Source organism: Oceanobacter sp. 4_MG-2023, from assembly GCF_030689165.1.
In the GTDB taxonomy this organism is placed as follows: Bacteria; Pseudomonadota; Gammaproteobacteria; order Pseudomonadales; family Oceanobacteraceae; genus Oceanobacter.
In genome coordinates this window covers 1-22,411 of sequence record NZ_JAUYVV010000032.1, presented here as the reverse complement: position 1 = coordinate 22,411, position 22,411 = coordinate 1, and the positions used below count along the sequence as shown (strand labels likewise).

The window sequence follows — 22,411 nt, the reverse complement described above, 5'->3', positions numbered from 1 at the left end:
TGGGTAGTTTCAGGTGTTCAAGTTGGCTGCTGTATTTATTCTTTGGCAGGGCCAACTAGGTGGTCATCAGCCTTGGTGTCTGCGGCTTCAGGCCATCAAAACGCTGATAAAAAGAAGCCGATGCTGCTGGCAATGGCCCTTCAGCGGTTTCCAGTTGTTCAGCGATCCATTGCTCTGCATGGGGAGTCAGGCTGCGGTAAATGTTGCGGCACAGCTGTCTGGCGGCGCGGCCTTCCCAGTCGCCGGGCAGCAGTTCTTCTGGTAACAGAGGGTCTCGCAATACCAGTTTGCGGTATTCATGAATCAGCAGTATGCGCGCCAAAAAACAGGCCTGTTGATCTCGTTCCTTATTGTCGTTCAACTCCTGCCACATTGGCCTGAACAGATCGATAAAGTCTTGATAGCGGGCTCCTAGCTCAGGCAGGCCCCAGCTGTCGCGTACCAGCATCCGGATTGGTTTCCCTGTTAGCAGCTCTTCCCTGGCAGAGGTTTCAAACAGCACGACCTTGTCGCTGAGTTCCAGCAGCGAAAGCGCGGAGTTGACTTCCGCAGAGTTAGCTCTGGGGCTGCCTAGCAAACCAGGTGACAACACACCAAATCCTTGCCATTCAAGTTCATCCAGCAATTGCTTGCGCTGCTCAGGGCTGAGCTGCTGAGTGAGAATCAGTGACCAAGAGCCGTCCCAGGCGGCGGACTTTGAACTGTATACGCGGCGAAACGCTTTTTTGAACTTGCGTCGGCCTGGATCAGTCAGGCTGTAGTAGCTACGCCGGCCCACCTTGTCACTCATTAGCCAGCCGTCCTGGGTTAGACGAAAAATAGTGGTACGCATCAGGCGTTCGTTGATCCCGATAGGCTCTAGCAGTTTGATCAGGCTACCCAGCCAGACCGTCCCTCCGTGTGGTTCAATCGCATCGCCATAAATCGTGATTACCAGTGAGGTTGCACGCATAGGTGTTTGGCTCTGGAAGCGCTTTATCACCGCATCCAGTGTGTTCAATGACTTCATATTCAAGAAATTCCGGTCGAAGATCGAGGGCACCAATTGGCAGTTTAACAGGGGCTGAAAAGGTGTTTCCGAGTAGCAGCGGGTATGAGGAGACAATAATTGAGAACGGTCTATGAGCTGGTATCCTGGAGTCATGTTTACAGCTTGGCATCTGGAAAATTCTACATAGCCTGTCTGGGTTTTGCAGTGACTGCCTTCATGGTAGTAGCGCGACAGCAGTCAAGATTACCAGCCCGGAAGGTTGGCATCTATTATCCAACTGAACAGTAGCGAATGGGCAGGGTTATATTTTTGGCCGGTGGCCGGTATCAACGACCCCTTGGCGACCTGGCTCTTCGGCATTGAGTGGCGAGCACTCTACCAGGCTTTCCAAACAGCGGCGTGACAGCTCGATATATTGTTGCGTGCCGAGCTGTTTCCAGTGTAATTCATCATCCGTGACTTGACGTTTGATAACCCCAGGCGTGCCCATCACCATGGAACGCGGAGGGCAGGTAAAACGGTTTTTGATGAAGGAGGAGGCCGAGACGATTGATTCGGCACCGATATCGGCACCATCCATCACGACGGCATTCATGCCAATCAGGGTATCTTCACCGATAATGCAACCGTGAAGCACTGCGCCGTGACCGATATGGCCATGGCGGCGAATAATCGTGCTGCTTTGCGGGAAACCATGTACCACACAGGTATCCTGGATGTTGGCACCGTCTTCCATAACGATGCGGCCGAAATCACCACGCAGACTGGCGGCCGGGCCAACGTAGCATTGTGCTCCGATGATCACATCGCCAATCAGTACGGCAGTTGGGTGGACATAGGCACTGGGATGAACCACTGGTGTCACGCCATCGATTTTGTAACAAGGCATATAAAGTTCTCCTGATCAGTCAGTGGCGGCGGTCGCTGGACGACGGCTTTGTATCACGACAAAGCGACGACTGACAAACCCTCTGTCGGTGAGAGAAGTGTTGGCTGCCGGGTTGCCACCAGAGCCATGAAAATCACTGAATGTGGCGGACTGGTTCATATAAAAACTGCCATCCAGGTTGATGGATAACGAGACTGCGACGTCCTGAGCCAGATTTTCTGCCTGCGCCAGCACATCGTCGCGGGTGGTGTAGATAGCCAGTGCAATCGCGCCTTGAGCTGACAAGGTCTGGCGTGCCAGTGACAGGGATTCTGCGGTGTCGCGGGTACGAACCAGATACGCAATCGGGCCAAACTGTTCTTTGCCATACAGGTCCTGATCCTGGCTTGCCAGAGCGAGCAGCAGTGGCGTTTGTACGCGAGCTGCGGGAAAATCTGGATGAATCAGGCTTTTGCTATCGAGTAATACGCTGCCCCGTCCTGTGATCGCTTCCCGGCATTGCTGAATTCTGACCAAGGTGTCTTCACTTTGAATTGCGCCGAGGAAGCCGCACGCCTGTGACGGATCGGCGATCCATTGGGTAATACTGCTGACCAATGCATCCGCTACCTGCTCAAATGACCAGCATTTGTCTTCTGCCGTCACGCCGCTGGCAGGAATATAAATGACTTGGGGAGAGGTGCACATTTGCCCAGAGTAGAGACTGAGTGAGAAACCGAGATTGCCAGCAACTGCAGTGATGTCCGTCATGCTGTCAATAATCACGGTGTTGAGCCCGGCTTTTTCGGTAAACACTTCCGCCTGGTGAGCATGCTGTTCCAGCCAGTTGCCAAAGTGGCTTGAGCCGGTGAAATCAATCAGCCGCACCCGTGGATCGGTTGCCAGTCGGGCCGCCAGTGGGGCTGCTCGAGTGTCGACCGCGAGCATTACCAGGCGCGGATCGTATCCGGCTTCGGTAAGCACCTCTTGCAGTACTCTGACGGTCAGTGCCAGCGGCAGAATCGAATCCGGGTGGGGTTTTATGACTACCGGATTGCCCGTCACCAGACTGGCAAACAATCCGGGGTAGGTATTCCAGGTCGGGAAGGTGCAACAGGCGATGCTGAGTGATATTCCCCGAGGCACGATATGCCAATGTTTAGTCAATGAGAGTTGACCACGTTTGCCCATGGGTTTTTGCCATAAGACGGATTGTGGTATCTCCATCATGGCATCCCAGCTGTAGGCAACGGCTTCTACAGCCCTGTCCTGGGCGTGGGGGCCACCGGCCTGGAATGCCATATTGGCGGATTGTCCAGTGGTGTGTTGTACCGCCTGAGCCATTAGCGGACTGAGTGTATTTAACCGGTGAATGGCTTCCATAGCGACCGCCACCCTGGCGTGTGGCCCGGCATCGCGCCAGCCACCAATCAGTGATTGCTGGGTTGCCAGTAACGTATCTGGGTCGTACTGCGGATAGTGGATACCAAGGGCGAAGCCGTAGGGGGATTGCTCCTGGCCCGCTCGTCCAATCTCCTCTACTCCTTGCAGCTTGAACGGCTGTCCGAGCAAGGTCTGGAATTCTGCTGCCGCGCTGGCCAGTGATTCCGCCGGGTACGCTTTGGGATGTTCCGGGAAAGGAGCCCAGTAACCGCGCTGATGAATCGCCTTGATGGCCTGATCCAGCAGGGGCGAGTAGCGGGAAAACCAGAGCGTGGTCTGGCAGTTCGTCATGGCATCAGGCGACATAACAACTCCATTAATGAGTATTTTTGTTTTAAAGACACTAAAATATCTATTATTTGTTATTTACTGTATCAAATCATAGGTAGTTGTTGATTGAAACGGCATCTGTTGGTGTTGTTTGGATTGTCTTGAAATGATGTATTTGAATCCATTTTATTTTCTATCTATTTGAAAAATATTGGTTTTTAATCGAAAAATGCTCGCGTCTATTGATTTTTCAGAGGGTTTTTCCATGTAAAATCTAAATTCGATACATAAAATAAAAAATAAAAAATTGTTTTGTATCTTAATTTTGGGCAGCATTGATAGGTATTGATGCAGGCCAAACAAATCCGCTCCTTGCTTCAAGGCTGACGCTGTCAGGGTTCTGGAGCGAATTGGAACGAAAACGTCTGCTCCTTAAGTCATTGCCGAAACGCTATAAAAACAAAATCGGACAGGTTACTCAGATGACAAAACGCTACGCGACACTGGTCGTGCATAAGGTCAGTGCAGGAGTTCAGCTGATTGAGCTGAATCGCCCTGAGGCACTCAATTCCCTGACCACCGCCATGCTGGGTGAGTTGTCAGCGGTCATGGATCTGGCAGAAATCACGGACGACATTCGAGTGCTGGTTCTCACCGGTAACCGCAAGGCCTTTGCGGCCGGAGCCGATATCAAGGAAATGGCCGAGCGGGATTTGGTCGGTATTCTGAATGACCCTCGCCAGCAGCACTGGCAGCGGATTAGCCGTTTCCCCAAGCCGCTGGTTGCCGCCGTGAATGGCTTTTGTTTGGGCGGTGGCTGCGAGTTGGCGATGCACGCCGATATTATTCTTGCCGGCACAGACGCGCGCTTCGGACAACCGGAAATCAACCTTGGCATTATGCCTGGTGCCGGGGGTACGCAGCGATTGTTGCGGGCGGTGGGCAAGTCGATGGCGATGCAGATGATACTGACTGGTTCGCCGATCACCGCCCGACAAGCCCAGCAATCCGGTCTGGTCAGTGAGATTACCCAACCTGAATTGACGGTTGAGCGGGCATTGGCTGTTGCTGCCAGTATTGCCTGTAAGGCACCACTGGCAGTGCGCCTGGCCAAAGAGTCGGTGCTCAAAGGTATGGATACCGATCTCGCCTCAGGCCTCCGTTTCGAGCGCCATGCTTTTACTGTGCTGGCTGGCACCGCCGACCGCAATGAGGGTATTGCCGCCTTCCAGGAAAAGCGCAAACCGGAATTTAACGGCCAGTAGTGCTGGCAACCCATTCTGATCTCCAGGAGCAATATGCCTATGAATTTCGAGCATATTCTGTATTCCGTTGAGGACGGCGTTGCCATCCTCAGTTTGAACCGTCCCAAAGCGTTGAATAGCTTTAACGAAGCCATGCACCTTGAAGTCAAAGAGGCCCTGAAAGCGACTGTCGGCAATCCGGAGGTCCGCGCCTTGCTGTTGACGGCAGAGGGCCGCGGTTTTTGTGCCGGCCAGGATTTATCTGACCGCAATGTTGACCCTAATGCTGATTCACCGGATCTGGGGTTGTCGATCGAACGCTTTTACAACCCATTGATCAAGACCCTGCAAGACTTGCCGATGCCTGTGATCTGTGCTGTCAACGGCGTCGCAGCCGGTGCTGGTGCGAATATTCCTTTGGCGTGTGACCTGGTACTGGCGGCCCGCTCCGCCAAGTTTATTCAGGCGTTCTGCAAAATTGGTCTGGTGCCGGATTCTGGTGGTAGCTGGTTTCTGCCACGCTTGGTCGGCCTGGCCCGTGCTAAACAAATGGCCTTGCTGGGAACGCCTGTTACGGCTGAGCAAGCGTATGACTGGGGCATGATCTACCGCGTGGTGGATGACGAAGCCTTGCGTAACGAAGCACTGATGCTGGCGAAGCAATTAGCGATTCAACCGACGCAAGGTTTGGCGCTGATCAAGCGTGCCTTGAATCGCAGCGTCAGCAACAGCTTCGAGGAGCAGATGACGCTGGAGAGAGATCTACAGCGTTTGGCCGGTCGTACTGCCGACTACCGCGAAGGCGTAAAAGCCTTTATGGAAAAACGCACACCTGAATTCAAGGGGCGCTGAATGATGCCAGAACAGACCCATACATTGAGTATCGACACTCTGGTTGCCGTCATTGGTGCCGGTGCGATGGGAGCGGGTATCGCTCAGGTCGCGGCCCAGGCCGGTCACCCGGTGAAACTGTATGACAATCGCGAAGGTGCTGCTGCCCATGCCATTGATACGATGGCTGCTCAGCTGAATAAGTTGGTTGCTCGTGGCAAACTCACGGCTGAACAGCGTGATGCGGTACTGTCTCGTATCACTCCGGTTGATGACATTGAAGCATTGGCGGATGCCAAGCTGGTGATCGAGGCCATTGTTGAAAACCTCGACGTCAAGCGCAGCGTATTGGCAACACTGGAAGACGTTTGCTCCTGCGATTGCATTCTGGCCAGCAATACTTCGTCGTTATCCATCACCAGTCTGGCCGCCGACTGCCGGTATCCTGGCCGTATCATCGGTATGCACTTCTTTAATCCAGCTCCGATCATGAAGCTGGTGGAGGTGGTGTCTGGCCTGGCAACGGATTCCAATGTCGCCAGCACTGTGTACGACACTGCCCTGAACTGGGGCAAAAAGCCGGTGCATACCCTCTCCACACCGGGCTTTATTGTGAATCGAGTGGCGCGTCCGTTTTATGCTGAAAGTCTGCGTCTGCTGCAGGAGCAGGCCGGTGATTGTGCCACGTTGGATGCCTTGATGCGCGATGCTGGCGGTTTTCGTATGGGAGCGTTTGAACTGACCGACCTGATCGGTCATGACGTTAACTATGCGGTGACCTGCTCTGTTTTTACTGCCTATTACGGCGACTTCCGTTTCCAGCCCTCACTGATCCAGAAAGAGCTGGTCGATGCTGGCTATCTGGGCCGAAAGGCCCGTCGCGGTTTTTATCACTACGGTGAGGCTGCTGAGAAACCGTTAGCCCTTACCGTGCCGGTCAGTTCTGATACTCCATCCGGATGTGTGGCACTTGGTGATGTCGGTTTGCTGTCGGTATTGGTGCAACGGCTGGCACAAGCGGGTATCACGGTGGATCAGGAGTCTGCATCCGATGCCGGGGTGTTGCGCATCGGAACCGCCACCGTCGCTTTGACTGACGGTCGACTGGCATGTCAGCGGGCGCTGGAAGAGGGTCTCACTAACTTGGTGCTGATTGATTTGGCGCTGGACTACAACCAGGCATCCAGACTGGCCATTAGCCGTGCTCACAACACATCGACAGACGCAGTTCAGCAAGTCGTGGACTGCTTGGCTCAGGCCGGGATTCAGGTCAGTGAGCTGACCGATGTGCCGGGGTTGGCGGTGATGCGAACGGTTTGCATGTTGGCGAATGAAGGTGCGGATGCCGTATTGCAGGGGGTTGGTGATGCAATCGGCGTCGATACCGCCATGTGTTTTGGGGTGAATTATCCTCGTGGGCCGTTGCGGTGGGCCGATCAGATCGGCCTTGCCAGAGTCGACCAGCTGTTGACTCATTTGCAGGCGGCTTACGGCGATGATCGTTATCGTCCTTCCTTGTTGATTCGTCGTCTGGCACTGCAAGGAGGTCGTTTCCATGACTGATCAACCGCACCTGCAAGCGATGAGTGCCGAGGAACTGGCGGTGGCTTGTGCCAACGAGTTGTATCGCCGTGATCGCGCGACACAACATCTGGGCATCGAGCTGCTGCGATCGTCACCGGGCCAATCCACGGTAGCGATGACAGTGGCTGATTTTATGTTGCAGGGTCATCAGACTTGTCACGGTGGTTATCTGTTTACGCTGGCGGACTCTGCGTTCGCTTTCGCCTGCAATACCTACAACGAGCCCACTGTCGCGATCGGTTGCGCCATCGATTATGTTGCGCCGGGACGCGGTGGAGATGTGCTGACGGCAACGGCGGTTGAGCGCAACCGCAGTGGTCGGACCGGCAACTACGATGTCGAAATTCATAATCAGGATGGTCATCTGATTGCCTTGTTTCATGGCAAATCCTACCGGGTGCGTGGCCAGATTCTGGAGCCGAAAACTCATATTCAAGCCACCAACACCCAGGAGAACAACAATGATTGATGCCTATATTTGCGACGCCATCCGCACCCCTTTTGGCCGTTACGGCGGCGCTCTGGCTCCGGTGCGTACCGATGATTTGGGTGCTATTCCGCTGAAGGCGCTGATGGCGCGTAACCCCGATGTCGATTGGGCTTCGGTTGATGATGTGATTTATGGCAATGCCAACCAGGCTGGTGAAGACAACCGCAACGTTGCGCGCATGTCGGCATTGCTGGCCGGTTTGCCAGTCTCGGTGCCGGGCACGACAGTCAACCGCCTCTGCGGCTCTGGTATGGATGCTATTGGTCTTGCAGCGCGGGCGATCAAGTCTGGAGAAACTGAACTGATGATCGCGGGTGGTTGTGAATCCATGTCTCGTGCCCCTTTTGTGATGGGCAAGGCCGAATCCGCTTTTAGTCGCACAGCGAACGGGTTGTACGACACCACCATTGGCTGGCGTTTTATCAATCAGAAAATAAAAGCGCAATATGGTGTGGAATCAATGCCGGAAACCGCCGAAAACGTCGCTGAAGATTTTAATATATCCCGTGCAGATCAGGATCTGTTTGCCTACCGCAGTCAGCAGAAAACGGCCGCTGCTATGGACGCTGGCTTGTTCAACGAAGAAATTTGCCCGGTGGTGATCCCGCAACGCAAGGGTGAGGATATTGTGGTGGATACCGATGAGCATCCGCGAGCATCCACGACATTGGAAGGGCTGGCCAAGTTGAAAGCGCCCTTCCGTGAGGGTGGTTCGGTTACAGCCGGTAACGCATCCGGTGTGAACGACGGTGCCTGCGCGCTATTGATTGCTTCCAGAGCTGCTGCAGAGAAAAACGGCCTGATACCCAAAGCGCGTGTTGTGGCGATGGCTACCGCTGGGCTGGAACCACGCATTATGGGCTTTGGCCCGGTACTGGCAACCCGAAAAGTGTTGGCTAAAGCAGGTCTGACGCTGGCACAGATGGATGTGATCGAACTCAATGAAGCGTTCGCCTCTCAAGGCCTGGCGGTACTGCGTGAGCTGGGCCTGGCGGATGATTCGACTCACGTTAATCCGAACGGCGGTGCCATAGCGCTCGGCCATCCGCTGGGAGCCAGTGGTGCTCGTCTGGTAATGACCGCAATGTATCAATTGCAACGTATCGGTGGTCGCTATGCTCTCTGTACCATGTGTATCGGTGTTGGCCAAGGGATTGCAATGGTGATTGAGCTAACAAATGACTGAGCTGACCGGATAGTCGGCACTGGCCTGGCGGCCTTTGGCTAGTCGGAAAATATAAAAAAGAAAACAGTCGGCGCCCAGTTGGATGCTGCAGAACCCCTGAGTGGGTTTCATTACCTTATCAAAACAACAATAAAAGATAGATAGAGAGACTCAGCATGAATATTCGAGACCAGTTCAAGCAGGATCAGCTCGATCCGATGGAAACTGCCAGCATAGATGAATTACGTGCCCATCAGCTGCAGCGGCTGAAATGGAGTATTGGTCACGCTTACCATAACGTGCCGCTGTATCGCCAGCGTTTTGATGCGGCCGGTATTCACCCGGAAGACATTCAGTCGCTGGATGATTTGGCCAAGCTGCCTTTTACCACCAAAGCCGACCTGCGTGACAACTACCCGTATGGCATGTTCGCGACCTCGATGGATGACATCGTGCGCTTGCACGCCTCCAGTGGCACCACTGGCAAGCCGACGGTGGTGGGATATACCCAGAATGACATTGATACCTGGGCCAACATCGTTGCTCGTTCCATTCGGGCGGCAGGTGGTCATCGTGGTGACAAGGTGCATATCTCTTATGGTTATGGATTGTTTACCGGTGGACTGGGCGCGCATTACGGAGCTGAACGCCTGGGTTGTAGTGTGATTCCGATGTCTGGTGGCCAGACTGAAAAACAGGTGCGCCTGATTCGTGACTTCCAGCCTGACATTATCATGGTTACCCCTTCCTATATGCTCAATATCGCCGATGAAATGGAGCGTCAGGGCATTACTCCAGATGATCTGTCCTTGCGGTTGGGTATTTTTGGTGCGGAGCCATGGACTGATGAGCTACGTCGTTCAGTGGAGCAGCGGCTGGGCATTCAGGCGCTGGATATCTATGGCCTGTCGGAAATCATGGGGCCCGGCGTGGCGATGGAGTGTGCGGAAACCAAAGATGGTCCGACCGTTTGGGAAGATCACTTCTATCCGGAGATTATTAACCCGGCCACCGGTGCAGTTCTAGCGGATGGTGAGATGGGCGAGCTGGTGTTTACCACCCTTAGCAAGGAAGCCTTGCCGATGATTCGCTATCGCACCCGAGATCTGACCCGATTGTTGCCTGGCAGTGCTCGCCGGATGCGCCGGATCGACAAGATTACCGGTCGTAGCGATGACATGATGATTATTCGTGGTGTTAACGTCTTTCCCACTCAGATCGAAGAAGAGGTGGTTAAAGTTCCACAGTTCTCAGAAACTTATGCGATACACCTGTATCGCAAAGGAAACATGGATAGCATGGAAGTGCACGTAGAGCTGCGGCCAGAATTCCACTATCTGGATGAGGCACAGACCCAGCGTTTGGTGCAGGAACTGAAGCACCACGTGAAGTCATCAGTGGGTATCAGTGTGGCTGTTGATGTACGTGGTATAGGCACTATTGCCCGATCAGAGGGAAAGGCTCAGCGGGTGTTCGACAAACGGCGACAGGGCTAACGAACAGGGCGCTGTTTGGCCAGAGCTTCCTGTCGTGGGTTGGTCAATCCAGGCCAATGTCCCTGGGATCGGATAATTTCGCTCTTCAAGTGATACAAAATATTTTATTTAAGTTGGTTTTTAGTATCATTATTGAAATCAACGGCAGCAGCGGCTGCCCAGTACTACCGGAGATATTCATGTACGCACAAATGGTTGAGACAGGGGTCAAGCAAGTCAAAGCTCTGGACGACATGTCCCCGGAAGAGCGCGCCTTTCAGGAAAAGGTTGATGCGGAAATCAAGATTGAGCCCAAAAACTGGATGCCAGACGCCTATCGCAAGACCCTGATTCGTCAGGTGTCCCAGCATGCCCACTCGGAAATTGTCGGCATGTTGCCAGAAGGGAACTGGGTCACTCGTGCCCCGACCTTCAAGCGCAAACTGCAGCTGATGGCGAAAATTCAGGATGAAGCGGGTCATGGACTGTATCTGTACAGTGCGATGGAGACCCTCGGTGCCGATCGTGATGAAGAAGTTGAAAAATTGCACAGTGGCCGGGCCAAATATTCCTCTATCTTCAATTATCCGACTTTGAACTGGGCGGATATGGGTGCTGTTGGTTGGTTGGTCGACGGTGCTGCCATCGTGAACCAGGTGGTGTTGCAGCGCACGTCTTACGGCCCGTATTCCCGCGCCATGATCCGTATTTGCAAGGAAGAAAGTTTTCACCAGCGTCAGGGTTACGAAATGCTGCTGACTATGATGCAACAGGGAAATGACGCCCAGAAAGCAATGGTGCAAGACGCTATCAATCGTCTGTGGTGGCCAGCCTTGATGATGTTTGGCCCCAGCGATGCTGACTCACCCAACAGTGCGCAATCCATGGCCTGGAAAATCAAACGTCACACCAACGATGAATTGCGTCAGCGCTTTATCGACCAGACCGTGCCACAGCTGGAAATTCTCGGCTGTAGCGCCCCCGATCCCGACCTCAAGTGGAATGCAGAGCGAGGCCACTACGATTTCGGTGAGATTCAGTGGGGGGAATTTTTTGACGTCATCAAAGGCAATGGCCCCTGTAACCGTGAACGCCTTGAAACTCGCCGGAATGCCATCAGCGACGGTACCTGGGTTCGCCAGGCAGCGGTTGCACACGCTAATAAGAAAAAACAACGGGCAGCTGCCTGATTGATACCGGAGATTAAAACTATGTCTGAGTGGACTCTTTTTGAAGTGTTCGTGCGCAGCAAACACGGCTTGAACCATAAGCATGTTGGCAGCGTTCATGCGGCAGATACCGACATGGCGCTGGAAAACGCCCGCGATTTGTATACCCGTCGCAGCGAAGGAGTCAGCCTGTGGATTGTGCCTTCCAATATGATCACAGCGTCGGCGACCGACGAAAAAGAAGCTTTGTTCGATCCATCCGATGACAAGGTTTATCGCCATGCCAGCTTCTACAAGCTGCCCGATGAAGTCGGCCACATGTGAGGCACTGCCATGAACCAATATGACGATCTGAGCGAATACTTGCTGCGCCTCGGTGACAGCGCTGTAGTGCAGGGGCAACGCCTGTGTGAATGGTGCGGACGGGCACCGGCACTGGAAGAAGAAATGGCATTGATGAACGTGGGTCTCGACCTGTTTGGGCAGGCTCGCAACTGGCTGGAGTTCACGGCAGAACGGCTGGATGACGGTCGTTCTGCCGATCAACTGGCTTTCTGTCGCGATGAGCGTGCCTATCGCAACCTCTTGCTGGTCGAGCAGCCAAACGGCGATTTTGCTGTCACGATGTTGAAGCAGTTCTTTTACGACGCTTGGCACTACCACGTACTGACGGCATTAAAAGCCTCGTCCGACAAACGTGTTGCGACGATTGCCGCGAAGGCTCTGAAGGAGGTGACCTACCATTTGCGCCGTTCCTCCGACTGGGTACAGCGCCTTGGCGATGGCACCGAGGAAAGCCACGACCGGATGGTCAAGGCACTGGATGTGGTTTGGCGTTTTACCGTTGAGTTGATGGCTGGGGACGAAGTAGAAAATCGGTTGGCAGCTGCTGGAGTGATAGCTGCTCCGGAATTGATCGCAGAGCAATGGCTGGCAACCGTCAGTCAGGTGCTTGAGCAGGCGACGCTAACCGTGCCGCCAGCCGCGCCTTCGTTTTATCTGAGTGGCCGTGAAGGCATGCATACCGAGTGTTTGGGCGTATTGCTGGCTGAAATGCAGTCCCTGCAACGAGCGTACCCTGATGCCGTCTGGTGAGTTGCTTCCGTTGTCGACGGCGGTAATTGAGCTGATTGGCAGTGATCGACAGGGGCGCGCTGGTAGCCCTGAGGACATTGAGCGAGCCTGGTCCGTACTGGCCGACGTGATGGATCCTGAGGTGCCGGTGATCAATGTCGTCGATCTCGGCATTGTGCGCGACGTACGCTGGTCAGCGGGGCACTTGCAGGTGATCGTCACGCCCACCTACTCCGGTTGCCCGGCGACTGAATTTATCGAAACCCTGATTGAAGAAGCCCTGACTACTGCAGGATTTCACCAACCGGTACTGAAGCAGCAGCTGGATCCAGCCTGGACTACTGACTGGATTACTGCCGCTGGGCGAGAAAATTTGCGCGCCTATGGGGTTGCGCCACCGGTAGGCAGTGCCAACAAGCTGAGTTTGTTGGCCACGGCACCGGAGATTGCTTGTCCCCAGTGTGGCAGTGTCCACACCGAACGTGTCAGCGAATTCGGATCAACGGCGTGCAAGGCCCTTTATCGCTGCCTGGACTGCCTGGAACCGTTCGATTATTTCAAATGTATTTGAGCTGAGTCACTGCCAATAAGACGGTGGCTCTGGAGAGAGACAATGAGTCAATTTCACTCGTTAACCGTTTCCGATTTGCGTCGCGAAACACGAGATTCAGTATCACTGGCCTTTGCCGTACCTGCTGAGCTGGCCGACACCTATCGCTTTACCCAGGGCCAGTACCTGACCTTGCGCACTGAGATTGAAGGTGAAGACGTGCGCCGTTCCTATTCGATTTGTACCGGTGTTAACGATGGGGAACTCCGTGTTGCTGTTAAAAAAGTCCCTGGCGGCCTGTTTTCTACTTTTGCCAACGAGCAGTTGCAGTCGGGTGCCCAGCTACAGGTGATGCCACCAATGGGCAGCTTCTATACCGAGCTGAATCCTGAACGTGCAGGACACTACCTGCTGGTAGCGGCAGGTAGTGGCATTACGCCGATTCTATCGATTGTAAAAAGCACGCTGGAGGTGGAGCCCCATAGCACAGTCACTGTGATTTATGGCAATCGCTCCAGTTCTTCGGCGATGTTCCGTGAAGCGCTGGAAAACCTGAAAAACACTTGGATGGGGCGGTTAAACCTGATCTACGTGTTTAGCCGGGAGCAGCAGGATATTGATCTGTATAACGGCCATATTGACGCTGATAAGTGCCGTACTCTGTTTAGTCGATGGATTGATACCAGAACACTGGATGCCGCTTTTATCTGTGGTCCGGAAGCAATGACAGAAACCGTGCGCGATACCCTAAAAGAGTGTGGTCTGGCTGCCGATAAAATCCATTTTGAACTGTTTGCCAGCGTCGGTAATGAGCGCAAGCGCGAACAGCGGGCAGATGCTGCCGCCAGCGGCACTGGCATCAGTGAGATTACGGTGATTCGTGATGGTCACAGTAAAATCTTCGACTTGGCCCAGAACACCACCAACTTGCTGGAAGCAGGTAATGAGCACGGCGCCGAGTTGCCGTTTTCCTGTAAGGCAGGGGTGTGCTCAACCTGCAAATGTAAGGTCATTGAGGGTGAAGTCGATATGGATGTCAGTGTTGGCCTGGAAGAGTACGAGGTAAAGGCTGGTTATGTATTGTCGTGTCAGTCGTACCCGCTCAGTCGCAGGGTGGTACTGGATTTCGACGAAGTCTAAGAATGACTGAACACTTTCTATCACCTGTTTTAACCGGAGCTTCCAGGAGTCGACATGAATCAGTTACCGACGTTACAAAGTTTTATTGCGGGCCAATGGATTGGTGCGACTGCGGCCAACCCGCTGACCAGCGCTGTCAATGGCAAGCCGGTGTATCACACCCATGCAGAGACCATTGATTTTGAGCAGTCATTGGACTTTGCTCGTTGTGCAGGTCAGCAATCACTGCTGGCGATGGATTTCCAGAGCCGTGCAGCCTGTTTGCGGGCGCTGGGCAAGTACCTGATCGAACACAAGGAAGCCCTCTACGCCATTTCTGCCCATAGTGGTGCCACTCGCGCCGACAGTTGGGTTGATATTGAAGGTGGCGCTGGCACCCTGTTTGCCTACGCCAGTCTGGGCCGACGGGAATTGCCTTCTGGTAACCTGATCCCGGAAGGCGATGTGATACCGCTGGGGCCAACAGGAGCCTTTGCGGGTGGTCACATTCTGGTGCCACGTCGGGGGGTTGCGGTGCATATCAACGCCTTCAATTTCCCTGTGTGGGGCATGTTGGAAAAATTTGCGCCCAACTTCCTCGCCGGAATGCCCTGTATTGTCAAGCCGGGTTCCTCTACCAGCTATGTCACCGAAGCGGCTGTAAGGCTGATGCAGCAGTCGGGCTTGTTACCGGAAGGCAGCTTGCAGTTGGTGATCGGTCGCACCGGCGACTTGCTGGATCGTCTGGGTGGGCAGGATATTGTGACGTTCACCGGGTCAGCCGCAACAGCGGCCAAGTTGAGGGTAACGCCTAATCTGGTTGCTAACTCGGTGATGTTTAATGCCGAAGCCGACTCCCTCAATTGCGCCATTCTAGCGCCGGATGTAATGCCGGACGACGCTGAATTTGATCTGTTTGTAAAAGAAGTTGTCCGTGAAATGACCACCAAGGCAGGGCAAAAATGTACCGCTATTCGCCGGGTGTTGGTGCCTGCGGACAAGGTGGATGCAGTGACAGAAAAACTGATCTCCAGGTTGGCCAAAACCCGCGTCGGTGATCCGGCGATTGAGGGGGTACGAATGGGAGCGTTGGCTTCCCATGACCAGCAGCGCGACGTGCGTCATCAGGTCGAAGCCTTGATGACCAGCTGCGAACGGGTATATGGAGGTGCGGCCGATTTCGCTCCGCTTGGTGAAGGTGCCAGTGATGGAGCTTTCTTTGAGCCAACCCTGCTGTTGTGCCGCGATCCCGATGCAGAGGGTGGCGCTCATGATATTGAAGCGTTTGGCCCGGTCAGTACACTGATGCCATATCGGGATATTGACCACGCGATTGAGCTGGCGGCTCGTGGCAAGGGTTCGCTGGTGTCGTCAGTGATTACCCGAAGCCCGGAGCTGGCTGCCCGGATCGTACCCGCCCTCGCCAGCTGGCATGGTCGTGTTCATATTCTCGATGCTGAAGCCGCTACGGAATCGACAGGCCACGGATCACCACTGCCCATGTTGAAGCACGGCGGCCCTGGTCGTGCCGGTGGTGGCGAGGAACTAGGAGGAATCCGGGCAGTAAAGCATTATTTGCAGCGTGCGGCGGTGCAGGGGTCGCCCACAATGTTGACTGCCGTAACCGGAGAGTACGTGCGCGGTGGCCAAACCTATGAGACCGAAGTACACCCGTTTCGCCGTCATTTTGAAGAATTGAAAATTGGTGAGTCGTTGCTGACGCACCGACGTACAGTGACCGAAGCCGATATCGTCAACTTCGGTTGTTTATCTGGTGATCATTTTTATATGCACTTCGATGAACTGGCAGCACGGGATTCGCAGTTCGAACAACGTATCGCGCATGGTTATTTTGTGTTATCGGCCGCCGCCGGTCTGTTTGTATCCCCCGGCGTTGGCCCGGTGCTGGCCAACTACGGCCTGGATAACCTGCGGTTTGTGAATCCGGTCGGTATTGGTGACACGATTCAGGCGCGGCTGACTTGTAAACGCAAAATCGATCAGGGCAAGGAAAGTCCGAAGGGTGACCCTCAGGGGGTTGTGGCGTGGGATGTTCAGGTGACCAATCAGCAGGGTGGGCTGGTGGCCAGCTATGACATTCTGACACTGGTGAAAAAACTGGGTGTCGGCAATTAACCCCGGTAAACGATTTTATTTCCATATAATAAGGGAGTGTGCAGTATAAAAATATTATTTTTCTGGCGTTGATAATGTTGATAAATCGGTATTTTAGCCTGATGAGTTAATGCCGAGATAAAGTAGTGCCCATTTGGCTTTTTATCGCAGTTTGATAACGAGACAAAATAAAATAAATCTAAAAGCAAGGGTGAAAATGACATGATCAGTATTAAAAAAATGGCGGCAGCCGGTGTGGCAATTGCGGCATTGATGAGCTCCGCCGTCAGCCATTCTGCCACCGAATTACGGGTTGGTACCTGGTTGCCACCAACCGACAATCAGAATGCCATTGTTTGGCCGACCTGGGCCAAATGGGTGGAAGAAGCCACTGAAGGGCGGGTTAGAGTTAAACTCGAGTACGGTTTAGGTCATCCGAAAACCATGTTTCAGCTGGTGGAAGATGGCGTGGTTGATGCCAGCTTCAGTTATCACGGGTACGTACCGGGCCGTTTTAAACTGCCACAAATTGTGGAACAGCCAGGGCTAGGTGTCGGTGCTGAAGCTGCCTCAGTGGCGCTTTGGCGTGTGTACGACAAATATTTCCGCGCCGCGAATGAATTTGAAGGTCTAGAGGTCTTGGGGATGTTTACCCATGGCCAGGGCACTATTCAGTCGAATTTTCGTGTCACCTCGTTGGCTGACCTGGAAGGCAAGAAAATTCGTGTAGGAGGGGGGATCCAGACTGAATTATCAGAAAAAATGAAAGTAACTCCTGTGTCTGCACCCGCCACCAAAGCTTACGAAATGCTGCAGCAGGGAGTGATCGATGGCATCTTTATGCCGATGGCACAGCAAAAAAGCCTACGTCTGAGCGAAGTCACCAAGTACATTACGATTTTTCCGGAAGGCATGTACATGGGCAGCTTTTCCATGTTCATCAACCCGGATTTTCTCGATAGCCTGAGCGAACGTGACCGTAAGGCCATTATGTCGGTATCGGGCGAGAAATTGTCCCGGATGGCTGGTGCGGCCTGGGAAGAAGGTGACGGGGAAGGCTTTATCACTGCCAAGGCCGACAAGGTAGAAATCAACGAAGTCGGAGCTGCGCAGCTGCTGTCGCGTCAATTCAATACGCTGATTACCGGTATGGATAAGCTCTGGATAGACTCTGTTGCTGACCGAAAGGTTGACGCGGAGGCGGCCTTGGCTGAGTTGAGAAATACTGCCCGTAATTACCATAGAGCGAAATAGCAGATGGTGTTTTCTGATTGGATATCAGAACACTACGAGGAGAAGGGACCAGCTAGGTGGCTGGCCTTCTCCCTTGAGTGTGTTGCTGCTGCCGTGCTGATGGCGCTGATGCTGCTGACGTGTGCCGATGTGATCGGACGCTATTTTTTAAACAACGCGGTCGATGGCACAGTGGAGATCACCGAGCTGGCACTGGCGGTGGTGGTGTTTGCCGAAATGCCGGTTATTACCTGGCGCGGAGGTCATGTCGTTGTCGATCTGTTGGATCGTTATATGAACCATCGACTGGTCAAGGCGTTGGGGTTGTTATCTGCTCTGCTGGTCTCTGGGGCTTTTTATGCCGTGGCTGGGCGCATGATGTTTACCGCTGAGCGTTCGTTACGGCGCGAAGTTGTCACCGAGTATTTGCAAATGCCGGTTGGTTATATTGTTCAGTATATCTCAGTGATGAGCTATATCTGTGCCATTGCCATGGTCAGCTATGGAATATATCGAATATTTAATGACGAGCGATGAACTGAAATTATTTTTACCACTTTCTATATTGGAACTCCCATATGATTGTCGCGCTGGTTGGCTTTTTTATATTATTGCTGTTGATTATTATTGTACGTATTCCTATCGCCTTTGCCATGGGGGTGGTCGGCTTTTTCGGTTTCGCTTATTTACAAGGACTTGGGTTTGATAACCTGCTGGAGTTTCGCTGGACCAGTGCTTTGGCGATGGCATCCAACCGGGTTATTGATACAGCGCAGGAATACAGTCTGTCGGTCATACCGTTATTTATTCTGATGGGCAATCTGGTAACCAGCTCCGGTCTGTCGCAAGCGTTATATCGCGCTTCCAATGCTTTTCTAGGTCATCACCGTGGTGGCTTGTCGATGGCCACCGTGGTGGCTTGCGGTGGTTTCTCGGCGATTTGCGGTTCATCTCTGGCAACCTCGGCGACTATGGCCAAAGTGGCCATGCCCCCGATGCGCAAGTACGGCTATGCCGATTCTCTGGCAACGGCTTCAATCGCTGCCGGTGGCACGTTGGGGATTCTGATACCGCCTAGTGTGATTTTGGTGATTTATGGCTTGCTGACTGAAACCAGTATCCGTGAGCTGTTCGCCGCCGGTTTTCTGCCTGGTATGTTGGGTATTCTGTTGTACCTCGGGGCAGTCAAGTTTGTGGTGTGGCGTACTCCGGAAGCGGGTCCTTGCGGTGACAAACTGGATTGGAAACAGCGGCTGGAGGCGATGAAAGGGGTCTGGGGTGTGGTGATTCTGTTTACGCTGGTGATGGGAGGCATTTACCTCGGCGTGTTTACGCCGACTGAAGCGGCAGGGATTGGTGCTGGCGGTGCTTTTATTATTGCCTTGATGCGTCGCAGTCTGTCGTTCGGCTCACTGTTTTTGGCTCTCACGGATACCGGACGTACCAGCGCCATGTTGTTTATGGTGCTGATCGGGGCTTTGATTTTTTCCGATTTTATCAACCGTGCCGGTTTGCCCGCCGATTTGCTGACCTTTGTCTCGGCGTTGGATATGAGTCCGATGGGAGTGATTCTGGTGATTCTGGGTATTTATATTGTGCTTGGAATGGTGTTTGAAAGCTTGTCAATGATGTTGCTGACTGTGCCGATTTTTTTCCCGCTGGTGCAAAGCATGGGTTTTGATCTGGTGTGGTTCGGTATTGTGGTGGTAGTGGTCACCGAAATCAGTCTGATCACGCCTCCTGTAGGGATGAATGTGTTTGTGCTCAGTGCGGTGCTGCGTAATGTGAATCCGGCGACCATTTTCAAAGGGGTGACACCCTTCTGGTGTGCCGACATTGTGCGTCTGGCACTGATTGTCTTTATTCCAGCGATCGCCATGCTGTTGCCGGAATGGCTGTATCGCTGATGTCGTTTACCCTGATCATCCAACAGGAGGTGTCTTATGCTCTCTGGTGTTAAACGTATTTTGTACGCATCTGATTTGCAGGGGGGGTCGCGCCCGGCATTTCGCGCGGCAGTCAGCTTGTGTGGCCATTACCAATCGCACATTACCTACCTGCATGTGATCGAATCGCCGAGCCGTCAGGCTGACCGTCTGGCGCAGCAGCTCATGGCTCAAGATCCGTTGTTGCAGGACCTGCATGATGACAGCCTTGTTGCGGTGCGGGAGCAGATTCTGGCGCGGGTGGAGGATTTTTGCGCTGCGGAACTGGAGATAGACGAGCAGCTGCAAGTGGACCAGTTGGTTGCTCGTGTCGAAGAGGGGCGTGCGTGGCAAGAAATTCTTCGTGTAGCGGATGAAATTAAGGCCAGTGTGATCGTCATAGGGACTCGTCATGGACTCGGCAAAAAACTGTTGGGTTCAACTGCTGCCAAGGTGATGGAGCACAGTGTTCGGCCAGTACTGATCGTTCCTCTCTAAAAGGGTTGGATTACAATGGCATACGTTTTGACAGATTCACAACAGGGCCAGCCGATCCCCGGTATTTTGAGAAATGAAAGACGGCATTCATACCAGAATGATGTTTATCTTCAGACTGCTGTTGCGGTGCTGAGAGGGGATGCTGTTCCTTCTAATAATAGTCAGCCGCCGTCCAGGGATATGGTGGTCGTTGAGTATTTTTGGGGCCATGTTCTGATGACGTTTCAGGCTGTGGAATTGTCTTGTGATTGGGAAGTTCCGGCAGAGATGATTCAGATAGTTATCAGTCACAAAGGGTGTCATAAATTACGGTGCGGCAATACTCTCTATCGATTGCATGCTGGTGAGGTGCTGCTGCTACATTCAGGTAGCTATAACGCACTGCTAGCTGATGATGAAGGTAGTTTCAGTATTTTGGTCGTACCGTTGGCTGAGCTTCGCGGGACGGCAATTGCGGGAAGTTGGTTGAACAATGAATTGCGGCGGGAGTTGTCGGTCAGTCAAGCTCCAGAACTGGAGCAATGGATACAAGTTATGACGCAGCCGTTGCGGCCAATAGACTTCTTCCGTGAACACATCCGTTTTCATCAGCTACAAGTTTGTCATGGATTGATACTGCAGCTGTATCATGGGCTGGGCTGCGAGATGATTACGACGCTGCCGTTGAGTGATACTGTGGTGGCTCAGTTACGTCGTGAAGTGCTGACCAGGCTGCATGAAGATGCAGATATTCCTGCTCTGGCAGTGGCCTGCAAGGTCAGTGTTAAGACTTTGTATAACCGCCTACGGTCTTCCTTGGATTGTACCCCCGGAGAGTTGATTCGCTTACTTAAAATCGAAGGTGTGTTTCGGGAGTTAAGTAACCGGCCTCGAACGGCAAGGAATGTGACGGAGGTGGTGATTCATTATGGTTTTTCTAACCTTGGGCGTTTTGCACAGCATTATCGCCAGCATATTGGTGAATTGCCTTCTGAAACCTTGCGTCGATGAGTCATAACTGGTTCTGCGCATCACCCAGACTGTGAATTTCAAACTCAGTAGGGCGCATCCGGTTTACCCTGTTGATGCAAGGATTGCACTGTCTGGATAAACAGAGTGCGTGCGCGGTTCGGCTGGCTGGTGCGTTTGCTGATCACGGCTGCGCCGAGGGAATAATGCCGGGTCTGTGGGCATATGGCGCGTAGTTGCCGGTCCTGTACGTAGGGGGCGGCAATATTTTCGGGTAGAAACGACGCATAGATACCGGACCGTATCAGGGCGACGCGGGTTTCGTAATGATAGGAAACCGCGGCAAGGTTCATGGCAGCGATTTGTTGATACACCTCTTCATGGGGTTGCAGTCCGGCATGAACCAGCGGAATGGCGTTGATCTGTGTGTTACTGATATGGCTGTCATCCTGATGAAACAGCGGGTGGCTGGCGCCGCAGTAGAGGTAGCAGCGGTCGCTGAACAGGTGGATATAATCCAGCCCTTCCAGTTGCCGGTGATAGGGAATAAAGGCCAGATCCAGTTCATCGTTGAGTACCTTGCGTTCCATCTCGATCATATGTGAGACGTCCACTGTTACTTCGACCGCGGGTGCCTGGTGGGCGTAGTGGTTGATGATGGCGGTGAACTGGCAGCGAGGGTCGTTGGCAAAAGAATCACTCAGTGCCACACGTAACTTGCCTGATGGCGTCGAACTGAGGTTGTTGATGGTGTTGCGGAAGCCTTCCAGCGCATCGAGTAGTTGTTGTGTTTGCTGGTAGATCACTTCGCCTTCTTTGGTCAGGGCGAATCCCCCTCGCCCCCGGCGACACAAGATCAGATTCAGTCGTGATTCCAGATTGGCAATATGAATGCTGATGGTTGGGCGGCTGATATTCAGTAGGGTTTCGGCAGCACTGAAGCCGCCGCAGTCGGCAACGGCCTTGAATACCTTGAGTTGTCTGATTTCATAATCCCCCAGCTGGCCCAGGGCGTGTTTGATGGCCATTACAAAAGTGTGCCTCTGCGTCGGTATGGTCAGTACGGTACCTGGCAGCAGAATGTCAGGCGTATTTACATCATCATCATGGTGGGTTTGATGCATTGTGTCGTCAGGTCTTGTTACGGTGGCAAGCAAGCCTGCAACGCTGGTGGTACGGAATCTGGCAATGTGGATTATTCGCTATTCAGTAACGTCTACAGACTGATGAGAGTACAGTCCACCGCTGTTGATGTCACAGATTGGATACCTTGAATGCTTCTGTTCTGACGGCAAGGCATGATGCCAGCGGATATCAACATGGTTGTTAATACACCGTTATATCGTTTACTTGGCCTGTCAGTGTTGTGTGGCCGCATGATGTTACCGGTTGTGTTGTGGCCCCTGACAGGGTTTATGG

The 22,411-nt window shown here is 53.3% G+C and carries 21 protein-coding genes; 17 read left to right on the top strand and 4 right to left on the bottom strand.

Features of this window, described 5'->3' with window-relative positions; translation table 11 throughout:
- Nucleotides 1–55 precede the first annotated feature (55 nt).
- From paaX to paaN, 3 genes are all read right to left on the bottom strand, one after another.
- Nucleotides 56–1,009, bottom strand: a complete 954-nt coding sequence (gene paaX / locus Q8W24_RS15865; protein WP_305475925.1) for a phenylacetic acid degradation operon negative regulatory protein PaaX — start codon at nt 1,007–1,009, stop codon at nt 56–58.
- 283 nt (nt 1,010–1,292) lie between these two features.
- On the bottom strand, nt 1,293–1,880 hold the full coding sequence (locus Q8W24_RS15860) for a phenylacetic acid degradation protein PaaY (protein ID WP_305475923.1): 588 nt from the start codon (nt 1,878–1,880) through the stop codon (nt 1,293–1,295).
- A 15-nt stretch (nt 1,881–1,895) separates the two neighbouring features.
- Entirely contained in the window at nt 1,896–3,608 is a 1,713-nt protein-coding gene (gene paaN, locus Q8W24_RS15855) for a phenylacetic acid degradation protein PaaN (protein WP_305475922.1), read from the bottom strand.
- Nucleotides 3,609–4,054: 446 nt separating this feature from the next.
- Here paaN and paaF point away from each other — a divergent pair, with 446 nt between their 5' ends.
- From paaF to Q8W24_RS15770, 17 genes are all read left to right on the top strand, one after another.
- Nucleotides 4,055–4,837 carry a 2,3-dehydroadipyl-CoA hydratase PaaF gene (gene paaF, locus Q8W24_RS15850; RefSeq protein WP_305452096.1) on the top strand — a complete coding sequence of 261 codons (783 nt, stop codon included), beginning with the start codon at nt 4,055–4,057 and terminating at the stop codon, nt 4,835–4,837.
- A gap of 39 nt (nt 4,838–4,876) precedes the next feature.
- Nucleotides 4,877–5,668, top strand: a complete 792-nt coding sequence (gene paaG / locus Q8W24_RS15845; protein WP_305452132.1) for a 2-(1,2-epoxy-1,2-dihydrophenyl)acetyl-CoA isomerase PaaG — start codon at nt 4,877–4,879, stop codon at nt 5,666–5,668.
- Nucleotides 5,669–7,210, top strand: a complete 1,542-nt coding sequence (paaH, locus tag Q8W24_RS15840; RefSeq protein WP_305452095.1) for a 3-hydroxyacyl-CoA dehydrogenase PaaH — start codon at nt 5,669–5,671, stop codon at nt 7,208–7,210.
- Nucleotides 7,203–7,700, top strand: coding sequence for a hydroxyphenylacetyl-CoA thioesterase PaaI (paaI, locus tag Q8W24_RS15835; RefSeq protein WP_305475921.1), 498 nt, complete (start codon nt 7,203–7,205; stop codon nt 7,698–7,700). Before paaH ends, paaI begins: the two co-directional genes overlap by 8 nt.
- Complete coding sequence (gene pcaF / locus Q8W24_RS15830; protein WP_305475920.1) at nt 7,693–8,907, top strand: 3-oxoadipyl-CoA thiolase; 1,215 nt, start codon at nt 7,693–7,695, stop codon at nt 8,905–8,907. Before paaI ends, pcaF begins: the two co-directional genes overlap by 8 nt.
- A 155-nt stretch (nt 8,908–9,062) precedes the next feature.
- Nucleotides 9,063–10,382, top strand: coding sequence for a phenylacetate--CoA ligase PaaK (paaK, locus tag Q8W24_RS15825; protein WP_305452092.1), 1,320 nt, complete (start codon nt 9,063–9,065; stop codon nt 10,380–10,382).
- Between the two features lie 179 nt (nt 10,383–10,561).
- On the top strand, nt 10,562–11,551 hold the full coding sequence (gene paaA, locus Q8W24_RS15820; protein WP_305452091.1) for a 1,2-phenylacetyl-CoA epoxidase subunit PaaA: 990 nt from the start codon (nt 10,562–10,564) through the stop codon (nt 11,549–11,551).
- Nucleotides 11,552–11,572: 21 nt separating this feature from the next.
- Complete coding sequence (gene paaB, locus Q8W24_RS15815; protein ID WP_305452090.1) at nt 11,573–11,854, top strand: 1,2-phenylacetyl-CoA epoxidase subunit PaaB; 282 nt, start codon at nt 11,573–11,575, stop codon at nt 11,852–11,854.
- Between the two features lie 9 nt (nt 11,855–11,863).
- The gene (gene paaC, locus Q8W24_RS15810; RefSeq protein WP_305452089.1) at nt 11,864–12,625 is read left to right on the top strand and encodes a 1,2-phenylacetyl-CoA epoxidase subunit PaaC; all 762 of its coding nucleotides are present in this window, start codon (nt 11,864–11,866) and stop codon (nt 12,623–12,625) included.
- Nucleotides 12,612–13,175, top strand: a complete 564-nt coding sequence (gene paaD, locus Q8W24_RS15805) for a 1,2-phenylacetyl-CoA epoxidase subunit PaaD (protein WP_305475919.1) — start codon at nt 12,612–12,614, stop codon at nt 13,173–13,175. Before paaC ends, paaD begins: the two co-directional genes overlap by 14 nt.
- A gap of 42 nt (nt 13,176–13,217) precedes the next feature.
- Entirely contained in the window at nt 13,218–14,294 is a 1,077-nt protein-coding gene (paaE, locus tag Q8W24_RS15800; protein WP_305452085.1) for a 1,2-phenylacetyl-CoA epoxidase subunit PaaE, read from the top strand.
- A 54-nt stretch (nt 14,295–14,348) separates the two neighbouring features.
- Nucleotides 14,349–16,409 (top strand): phenylacetic acid degradation bifunctional protein PaaZ, encoded by a 2,061-nt coding sequence (gene paaZ, locus Q8W24_RS15795; protein ID WP_305475918.1) that lies wholly within the window; start codon nt 14,349–14,351, stop codon nt 16,407–16,409.
- Nucleotides 16,410–16,610: 201 nt separating this feature from the next.
- Nucleotides 16,611–17,642 carry a TRAP transporter substrate-binding protein gene (locus Q8W24_RS15790; RefSeq protein WP_305452083.1) on the top strand — a complete coding sequence of 344 codons (1,032 nt, stop codon included), beginning with the start codon at nt 16,611–16,613 and terminating at the stop codon, nt 17,640–17,642.
- Between the two features lie 3 nt (nt 17,643–17,645).
- The gene (locus tag Q8W24_RS15785; protein WP_305475917.1) at nt 17,646–18,158 is read left to right on the top strand and encodes a TRAP transporter small permease; all 513 of its coding nucleotides are present in this window, start codon (nt 17,646–17,648) and stop codon (nt 18,156–18,158) included.
- Nucleotides 18,159–18,199: 41 nt separating this feature from the next.
- Nucleotides 18,200–19,528: a TRAP transporter large permease gene (locus tag Q8W24_RS15780; RefSeq protein WP_305475916.1), complete on the top strand. Its 1,329-nt coding sequence runs from the start codon at nt 18,200–18,202 to the stop codon at nt 19,526–19,528.
- Between the two features lie 36 nt (nt 19,529–19,564).
- Nucleotides 19,565–20,044 carry a universal stress protein gene (locus Q8W24_RS15775; RefSeq protein ID WP_305475915.1) on the top strand — a complete coding sequence of 160 codons (480 nt, stop codon included), beginning with the start codon at nt 19,565–19,567 and terminating at the stop codon, nt 20,042–20,044.
- Nucleotides 20,045–20,071: 27 nt separating this feature from the next.
- Nucleotides 20,072–21,034, top strand: coding sequence for a helix-turn-helix domain-containing protein (locus Q8W24_RS15770; RefSeq protein ID WP_305475914.1), 963 nt, complete (start codon nt 20,072–20,074; stop codon nt 21,032–21,034).
- 44 nt (nt 21,035–21,078) lie between these two features.
- On the opposite strand, the gene Q8W24_RS15765 is transcribed toward Q8W24_RS15770, so the two are convergent.
- Entirely contained in the window at nt 21,079–22,020 is a 942-nt protein-coding gene (locus tag Q8W24_RS15765; RefSeq protein WP_305415655.1) for a LysR family transcriptional regulator, read from the bottom strand.
- Nucleotides 22,021–22,411 lie beyond the last annotated feature (391 nt).